Here is a 6,253-nt window from a genome sequence, read left to right on the forward strand (position 1 = left end):
AAGTTCGCGAAGCCGATGCGTTGCTCGATCGCCTCGTCGGTCAACGCGATCGGGCTGCGCGCGCAAACGCGCGCGTCGGCGACGCCTAGGTCGCCCAGCAGCCGGCGGAAGTCCTCCTCGTACAGCGCGCCGGCAAGGCACTCGCCCAACAGTACCGGATCGGCCAACAGGTGGTGCGGCAGCCGGCGGTCGCTGTAGACGTCGGAGAAATACAGCTCGCCGCCGGGCTTGAGCACGCGGAAGATCTCGGCGAAGGCGCGCCGCTTGTCCGGCACCAGGTTCAACACGCAATTGGAAACCACGACGTCGACGGACGCATCGGCGATGCCCAGCGCGGCCAGATCGGCCAGGTCGCCCAGATGGAAATCGACGTTGGAACGGGCGTAGCCGAAGGCCTCGGCATGCCAGGCGCGATGCCGCTCGGCCACCGCCAGCTGCTGCGCGGTCATGTCCACGCCGATGACCCTTCCCTGTTCGCCCACCAGCCTGGACAGCAAGTAAACGTCGCGCCCGCTGCCGCAGCCCAGGTCGAGCACGGTCGCGCCTTCCAGCGCCGGCGGCAGCGGCGAACCGCAGCCGTAGAAGCGGTCGCGCACTTCCGCATGCAGCTGGCCGAGGATTTCGCGCAGGTGCGCCGGCATCGCCTCGAGGCTGCAGCAGGCGGTCGTGCGCAGGTCGCGGCTCGATTGCAGGGTCTCGCCGTAATAGCTGCGCACGGCGCTCTGCTGCGTTTCGGCGCCGGCAGCGCCGACCGGGTCCAGGGATGTGCTCATGTCAGCGATCCTCCACAGGAGCTGCCCGCGCCCGCGGTGCAGCCGTAGCAATGATCGGCGAAGGCGATCGGCCCGCGTTCGACCTCCGCCAGCGCCGTGATGTCCCACAGGCTGCGCCGGCGCCCGCCGCCCAGCGGCAGCTCCAGCGCCTGGTTGAAATCGCAGTCGTACAGCTCGCCGTCCCAGCTCACCGACAGCAGGTTGCGGCACATCACGTGCAGCGCGGCCTGCGGATTGAACGCATCGAGCAGCACCTGCATGTAGCGCTCGTAGCGACCCTCGCGCTCGAGCAGATGCAGGAACCGCTTGATCGGCATGTTGGTGATGGTGAACAGGCGGTTGAAGACGATCCCGAAGTGCTCGCCCAGCTCGCGCCGGTACGTCGCTTCCAGGGCGGCCTGCGGGGGTGGCAGGCTGGCGCCGAGCGGGTTGTAGACCAGATCCAGTTCCAGCGGCGAACCCTCGCATCCGTAGCCGAGATCGTTCAGCCGGTGCAATGCGCGCAGGCTCGGATCGAACACGTGCCGGCCGCGCTGCTTCTCGACATTGGCCTTGCTGTAGCAGGGCAGTGACGCGACCACCTTGACGCCCTGCCCCGCCAGGAACTCGGCGGTGTCCTCCTGCCCCGGGCGGAACAGCACGGTGAGGTTGCAGCGGTCGATCACGCTCTTGCCCAGCGCCCGCGCGCCACGGACCAGCGTGCGGAAATGCGGGTTGAGCTCGGGCGCGCCGCCGGTCAGGTCCACCGTATGCACACCGGGGGCGCCGGCCAGCAATTCGAGCAGGCGCTCGACGGTGGCGGCCTGCATGATCTCGGTGCGCCTGGGGCCGGCTTCGACGTGGCAATGATGGCAGGCCAGGTCGCACAGCTTGCCCACGTTGACCTGCAGGATCTCCAGCTGCGTGCGCGGAAGGGCCAGCCCGTGCCGGTGCAGGGTGTGGGCGAACGAAGGTGGCGAGGGAGAGGGTACGGCGTTCACTTCATATCTCCTCGTGGAGCGGGCCACTGGCGGCACGCGGCCGCCGGCCGACACGATACGCTGTCCACCGGATCGGCGACATCAACGGAGAGCGGGGGCGCCGGAGCGTGCGGCTTGCCATGGCCCCTCAGCCCCGCCGCCAGGCGTGATAGCGCGCCAGCCAGCCGAGCACCCGCTCGGGCGCATGCGCTTTCTTCCAGTGGCCCGCCACGTATTTGTTGGCTTCGGTCCAGGTGGGATAGGCATGGATGGTGCCCAGGATCTTGTTCAGGCCCAGCCCGTGGCGCATGGCCAGCACGAACTCCGCAAGCAGCTCGCCGGCGTGCTGCCCCACGATGGTGGCGCCCAGGATGCGGTCCTTGCCGGGGGCGGTGAGGACCTTCACGAAGCCGTACGCCTGCCCTTCGGTAATCGCCCGGTCCAGTTCGCCCAGATCGTAGCGGGTGACCTCCACCGCCACGCCCTGCTGCCTGGCCTCGCGCTCGTTGAGGCCGACGCGCGCCACCTCCGGATCGACGAAGGTCACCGCGGGGATCACCGAGTAGTCGGCGTGCACGCGGTGGAATGGGCCGAACAGCGCGTTGACGGTGGCGTACCAGGCCTGGTGCGCGGCCGTGTGGGTGAATTGGAACGGGCCGGCGACGTCGCCACAGGCATAGATGTTGGGGTAAAGCGTGGCGAGGTAGGCATCGGTTTCCACTGCGCGCTCGGCCGGGATGCCCAGTTCCTCCAGGCCGAAGCCGGCGGTACGCGGCTTGCGCCCGACGGAGACCAGCAGCGCATCGTATGACAGCCGCACGCGCTGCGCGCCTGCCTCGCATGTCAGTACGCCGGTCGCTTCGACCGCGGCGGCGGTGTAGCCGGTGCGTACGTCCACGCCGTCGTCCGCCAGGCGTTGCCGGACGAACGCCGAGACCTCCTCGTCCTCGCGCAGCAACAGGCGGTCGGCCTCCTCGACCAAGGTCACCTTCGAACCGAGCCGCGCGAACGCCTGCGCCAGCTCGCAGCCGATCGGTCCACCGCCCAGCACAAGCAGGCGGCCTGGCAGTTCGTCCAACTGCCACAAAGTGTCGGAGGTCAGGTAGCCCGCCTCCGCCAGGCCGGGAATCGGCGGCACCAGCGGCTCGGCGCCGGAGGCGATCACGATGGCGCGCGTGCTGAGCGGCACCCCGTCGATCTCGACCACCCAGGGCGAAACGATGCGGGCCTGGCCGTGCCACACGTCCACGCCAAGCTCGGCGTAGCGCGCTTCGGAATCGTGCGGTGCCACTGTCGCAATGGCCTTTCGCACCTGCTCCATGATGCGGCGGAAATCCACCCGCACCTGCCCCACGTCCACGCCAGCGCCTGCCGCCTGCCGCGCCTGTGCCGCCAGTCTCGCGCTGTGGATCAGCGTCTTGGACGGCACACAGCCGGTGTTGAGGCAGTCGCCACCCATCGCCTGGCGTTCGACCAGGGTCACCTTGGCGCGCACGGTGGCGGCGATGTAGGCGCTGACCAGGCCCGCCGAGCCGGCGCCGATCACCACCAGGTTGCGGTCGAAGCGCCGGGGCTTGTGCCAGCGCGCGTACACCCGCCGCGCCCGGATACGGCCGACGACCCAGTGCGCCAGCAGCGGGAACACGCCGAGCAAGGCGAACGAACCGAGCAACCTGGCGGAAAGGATGCCGGAAAGCGAATGCAGGCTGGCCAGCTGGGTGCCGGCGTTGACGTAAACCACGGTTGCCGGAAGCATGCCGAGCTGGGTGGCGGCATAGAACCGGCGCACGGGCAGCCGGGTCAGCCCCGTCAGCAGGTTGACCAGGAAGAACGGCAGCACCGGAACCAGGCGCACGGTGAAGAGATAGAACGCGCCCTCGCGCTCGATGCCTTCGTTGATGCCGCGCAGGCGTTGCCCGAAGTGCCGCTGCACGGCCCCGCCGAATACGAAGCGGCTGGCCAGGAACGCCAGCGTCGCGCCGATGCTGGCGGCGAACGACACCAGTACGGTCCCTTCCAGCAAGCCGAAAATCGCCCCGGCGGCCAGCGTCATCACCGTGGCGACCGGCAGCGAGAGGGCCGTTGCGGCCACGTACACCAGGCCGAACAGCGCAGCCAGCGCCAGCGGATGGGACTGCCGGTAGCCGGCCAGCGCGTGCTGGCGCGCCTTGAGTGCCTCCAGGCTCACCTCGTGCTGCAGGCCCAGCGCAAAGAAGGCGGCGACCGCGGCGAGCACACCCGCGACGATCAGCCAGCGTATCCATTGGGGTCCGATTTTCATGTTCAGAACGTCGCGAAGAAAAACATTCTTGGAGCGATGATCGGTCCGCGCCACGGCAGAAGCATCGGTTCCGGCGGCGCATGGCTGAGACCGCAGATGCCATCGGCCGCCGAGCTGCCGCCCGGCACGCGCGGCCGCGCTCAGTCCCGAAGGTATTCCTGCACCATCTGTCGCCCCCGATGGATGCGGCTCTTCACCGCCTCGCGGGTCAACCGCAGCTGATCGGCGATCTCGCCGATGGAGTACTCCTGCACGTCGCGCAGCAGGATGGCCTCGCGGTACTTGTCCGGCAGGGAGTGGATCGCCGCCGCCAGGTCGGATCGCAGATCCAGCCGGTCCGAGCGGGCGAACACGGGATCATCTGCTTCCGGCAGCTCGGCCTGCCCGCGCATGGCGCGCAGCAGGCGGTGGCATTCGCGCCGCACGATCGAGAAGGTCCAGGCCGGGAACGACGCCAGCGTGCGCAGCGCGCCGAGGCGCCGATAGATCAACAGCAGCGTCTCCTGCACCGCATCGTCCGGATCCACCCCGCCGGGGCACTGCGAATGGGCGATGCGGCGCAGGTCTGGCCGGCAGGCGGCCAACAGCCGCTCGACGGCGGCGACATCGCCGCGACGTGCGGATTCCAGAAGGACGAGATCGTGCTGCTGCATGGGTTACCCGATGGCGGTGGCAGGATGGTGGCAGATCGCCTGGTTCTCGTACGCATAGAGGCGACCCGTGCGGCAAAGGATTCACATTCCGTGGATGATGCCTGCGTCCGGCAAGGCGGGCGCCCTGCCGCGATGCGCCAGGCGCGCGTCATGCCCGCGGCTCCCGCCGGCCCAGCGGGTAGCTGCGGTCATCGTCGCGGAACGGCTGCAGCAGCATGCGGTCCAGACGCAGTTCGCGCGGGTCGCGGAACTGGTCGATGCCGATCGTCATGCCTTCGTGCCCGGCTTCCGGCTGGGCGCGGTAGGTGCCCAGCAGCCGATCCCACCACGACGTGTTGAAGCCGAAATTGCTGTTGGTCTCGCGCGGCACGATGGAATGGTGGACGCGGTGCATCTCGGGGGTCACCACGATCCAGCGCAGCACGCGGTCGAGGCGCTGCGGCAGGCGGACGTTGCCGTGGCTGAACATCGAGGTGGCGTTCAGCAGTACCTCGAAGATCAGCACGGCTACGGCGGGCGCGCCGAGCAGCGCGACCACGCCCACCTTGATCGCCATCGAGAGCAGGATCTCGATCGGATGGAAACGCACGCCGGTGGTGACGTCGAACTCCAGGTCGGCGTGGTGCATGCGGTGCAGCCGCCACAACAGCGGCACCGCGTGGAACAGCACGTGCTGCAGGTAGATGGCCAGGTCCAGCAGCAGCACCGAGACGATCACCGCGAGCCAGGCAGGCACCGGCAGCACGTGCAGCAGCCCCCAGCCGCGGCTGGCGGCGAACAGCGCCATGCCGATCGCCGCCGACTGGAAAATCAGCCGCAGCAGCAGGTTGTCGAAGACGACGATGCCCAGGTTGCCCGGCCAGCGCCTGCGCCGCCCGACTGCCTGATGCCGCCGTGGCGCCAGACCTTCCCACAGCGCCATCGCGAGGAGGACACCGATGAAGGCACCCAGCCGAAGTGCCGACGCGTGGCTTAGCAAGTGACTGGCCAACCGTCCGACCTCCGCGGCCCGATGCCGCAGCGTACATGCACGGCCGCGCCCGGGCGAAACATGGGACCGATCACTCAGTGCAGCAGCAGGTAGATCAGCGCACCGAACGCCGCACCGGCCGGCAGGGTCACCAGCCAGGACAGCACGATGCCGCCGATCACCTTGCGGTCGATGCCGGCGCCGCCCGCGAGCCCCGTGCCCGCCAGCGCGCCCACCGAGACGTGCGTGGTGGACACCGGCAGGCCGTTGAACGACGCGGTGCCGACCAACAGGCCGGTGGTGGCGCTGGCCGCCAGCGCGGCGCCCAGGTCCAGCCGAGTGATCTTCTCGCTCATGGTGCGGGCGACCCGGCGCGCCCCCAACAGGCCACCGACCAGCATCGCCGCGCCTACCGCCAGCACGGCACCGCCGCCGTCCAGGGCCGCCACGGGCAACAGCAGCGCGGCGATCTTGGGCGTGTCGTTCAAGCCACGCGCAAAGCTGGCCGCGCCCCCGAACAGAAACAGCAGGCCGTCCACCGCACCGCGCGCATCCAGGCGCAACACACGCCGGGCACCGGCCGCCTCGCACTCGGCCGTCGTGCCGCTGACCACCAC

General features: G+C 69.5%; 6 protein-coding genes. All 6 read right to left on the reverse strand.

What is annotated here, in order from left to right; all coding sequences use genetic code 11:
* Positions 1-773, reverse strand: a 773-nt coding sequence (locus tag HOQ08_RS10095) for a methyltransferase domain-containing protein (protein ID WP_291194008.1), incomplete at its 3' end; no start/stop codon positions are given.
* Positions 770-1,753 carry an arsenosugar biosynthesis radical SAM (seleno)protein ArsS gene (arsS, locus tag HOQ08_RS10100; protein WP_291194010.1) on the reverse strand — a complete coding sequence of 328 codons (984 nt, stop codon included), beginning with the start codon at positions 1,751-1,753 and terminating at the stop codon, positions 770-772. The genes HOQ08_RS10095 and arsS, both read right to left, overlap by 4 nt.
* A 127-nt stretch (positions 1,754-1,880) precedes the next feature.
* On the reverse strand, positions 1,881-4,013 hold the full coding sequence (locus HOQ08_RS10105) for a bifunctional TVP38/TMEM64 family protein/FAD-dependent oxidoreductase (protein WP_291194013.1): 2,133 nt from the start codon (positions 4,011-4,013) through the stop codon (positions 1,881-1,883).
* 140 nt (positions 4,014-4,153) lie between these two features.
* Positions 4,154-4,666 (reverse strand): sigma-70 family RNA polymerase sigma factor, encoded by a 513-nt coding sequence (locus HOQ08_RS10110; protein ID WP_291194016.1) that lies wholly within the window; start codon positions 4,664-4,666, stop codon positions 4,154-4,156.
* Between the two features lie 148 nt (positions 4,667-4,814).
* Entirely contained in the window at positions 4,815-5,588 is a 774-nt protein-coding gene (locus HOQ08_RS10115) for a sterol desaturase family protein (RefSeq protein WP_291194019.1), read from the reverse strand.
* A gap of 143 nt (positions 5,589-5,731) precedes the next feature.
* A partial coding sequence (locus tag HOQ08_RS10120; RefSeq protein WP_291194022.1) for an inorganic phosphate transporter occupies positions 5,732-6,253 on the reverse strand: 522 nt, incomplete at its 5' end.

Source organism: Frateuria sp., from assembly GCF_013362045.1.
Lineage (GTDB): Bacteria > Pseudomonadota > Gammaproteobacteria > Xanthomonadales > Rhodanobacteraceae > Frateuria_A.